At 72.8% G+C, this 2,397-nt stretch carries 2 protein-coding genes and 1 pseudogene; all 3 read right to left on the reverse strand.

All coding sequences use genetic code 11. The annotated features are described in order from the left end of the window. Positions 1-333: 333 nt before the first annotated feature. Positions 334-1,542, reverse strand: a complete 1,209-nt coding sequence (locus BN12_RS22190; protein WP_048555692.1) for a MarP family serine protease — start codon at positions 1,540-1,542, stop codon at positions 334-336. Continuing rightward, positions 1,539-2,276, reverse strand: a complete 738-nt coding sequence (locus BN12_RS22195) for an NUDIX hydrolase (protein ID WP_235432499.1) — start codon at positions 2,274-2,276, stop codon at positions 1,539-1,541. Before BN12_RS22195 ends, BN12_RS22190 begins: the two co-directional genes overlap by 4 nt. Beyond that, positions 2,273-2,397, reverse strand: a pseudogene (locus BN12_RS24845) (endonuclease III); the annotation flags it as partial. The gene BN12_RS22195 and the pseudogene BN12_RS24845, both read right to left, overlap by 4 nt.

Genomic DNA, 2,397 nt, shown 5'->3' on the forward strand with positions numbered 1-2,397 from the left:
CACCACATACCTCCACCCAGCCGACCACCCCGGAGTCGAGGTATCCCCACCCACCAGAACCTCGCCAGATACCTCCACCCAGCAGAAGGCCTCTGGAGTCGAGGTATCCAGACCCCACCAGAACGTCACCACATACCTCCACCCAGCCGACCACCCCGGAGTCGAGGTATCCAGACCCCACCAAGACGTCACCAGATACCTCCACCCAGCGGAAGGCCCCCGAATCGAGGTATCCCGAGTCGAGGTGGGTGGGCAGACCCGGACACACCCACTCGAGGGGAGGTGCGTGGGCACCAGCGAAGGAGAGGACTGGAGAAGGACTGCGGAAGACTGTCAGTCGCGGATGCAGGAACCGGTCGAGACCGGGGTCGAGGCGGAGGCCGCCTTGCGGAGCACGGGCGCGGCCTCCTGGAGGGTCAGGGCGTAGCCGGTCGAGGCGTCGTCGAGGGACCGGGCGAAGACGATGCCCGCGACCCGGCCCTGGGGGTCGAGCAGTGGCCCGCCGGAGTTGCCCGAGCGGACGACGGCATACAGGGAGTAGATCTGCCGGATGATCCCGGGGTTGCCGTAGATGTCGGCGCCGTCGGCTCGCAGGACCTGCCGGACCCGGGCCGCCTCGAGGTCGTACGGACCGTTGAGGGGGAAGCCCGCGACGACCGCCGAGTCCCCCCGCGACAGCGGCGAGCCGAGCTCGAGCGGTGCGGCCGGCAGCCCAGGGACGTCGATGACGGCGAGGTCACGCTCCGGGTCGAAGACGACGACCTGGCCCGAGTAGGTCCGCCCCGTCCCCTGCGGCCGCACGGTGAGGTGGTCGACACCCGCGACGACGTGGGCGTTCGTCACGACCCGGTCCCGGGCGACGACCCAGCCGCTCCCCTCCTGGCCCTGCTGGCAGCCGTCGGACACCCCGGTGATCTTGATGACCGACTGCGCGGCGCGCGCGACAGCGCCGGCGTCGACGACGGAGGGGTCCGGCGGGTTGACGGGGCGGATCGGCTCGGCCCGGATCCCCGCGAAGACCCGGGGGAAGCCCTCGCGGTCCAGCGCCTCGCGCAGCGACGAGAACAGCTCGTCCGTCCGCGGGGGCACGGCCTCGTCGATCGTCCGCAGCACCCACGACTGGCCGATGGCGCGGGAGACCGTCGGCGGGGCACCGCCGCGGACGGCCCCCGCGACGAACCACATGAGGACCGCCGTCGCGGCGACGACGACGACCACCCCGAGGAAGGAGTCGACGACCTGGGCGCTCCGGAGGCGGACGACCGACCGGATCCGGTACCCGATGGCCACCATGATCGACTGCCCGATGGAGGCCCCGACGAAGACGACGAGGACGACGAAGATGCTGCGCCACAGCTGGTTGTCGTCGAAGATCGTGAGCCGGTCGAGGATGACCGGCAGCACCGCCATCGCGAGCGCGCCGCCCCCGAGGAACCCCGCGAGCGACATGACGGAGACGACGAGCCCCTGCCGCCACCCGGAGATCCCGTAGGCCAACAGGAGCAGGACGAGGGCGACGTCGAGCCACGTCCCCGGGCTCACCGCATACCCTCTCCCGGCGAGGCCCGGGGAGTATGCCGCGCTCCGGCTTCCGCCTCCTCCCCACCGTCGTCGTCGGGCGGCGTGGGTTCGGACCGCGCGACACCCGGTGGGAGAGGGCGACGCAGGGACCGGTCCCACGGCGGGGCGATCCCGGCGGTGTCGAGGAGCACGTCGAGCAGCATCGCCGTGAAACCCCAGACGAACAGCCCGTCGACCTCGAAGGCCGGGCCGACCCACCCGCCCCGGGGGCTCTCGACACAGAACCGGTTGGCCGGGTCGACGAGCGCGTCGACGGACACCCGGTCGACCCGGGCCACCTCGGCAGGGTCGACGACCCCGACCGGGCCGGGCTGCGGCCACCAGGCGAGCACCGGGACGACGGAGTTCGCGCTCGGCGACAGGTAGAGCGAGGGAAGGGTCGTGACGACCTCGACGGTGGCGGGATCGAGCCCCACCTCCTCGCGGCTCTCCCGGAGCGCCGCCGCGACCGGCCCGTCGTCGCCGGGGTCGAGCGCCCCACCCGGGAAGGACACCTGGCCGGCGTGGCTGCGCAGCGTCGCCGACCGTTCGGTGAGGACGACGTCGACCTCGGCCGAACCGTCGCGGGGCCCGAAGAGCATGAGCACGGCGGAGCGGCGCCGGGGACGCCGCGGCGGGGCGAAGCGGGCGAAGTAGTCCGGCGGGGCGTCGTCGACGACGGCGGCGTGATCGAGCCACGCCGGCCGCACCGTCACGAGCCCCCCGACGACAGCTCGAACTTCAGCAGCTTCCTCGCCTTGACGGGGTCGGTCTCGCCCTCGCCGTACGACGGGCAGAGGTCCGCCACCGGACAGGCACCGCAGGCCGGCCGGCGGG

It is taken from the genome of Nostocoides japonicum T1-X7 (assembly GCF_001046855.1).
GTDB classification, from domain to species: Bacteria; Actinomycetota; Actinomycetes; order Actinomycetales; family Dermatophilaceae; genus Nostocoides; species Nostocoides japonicum.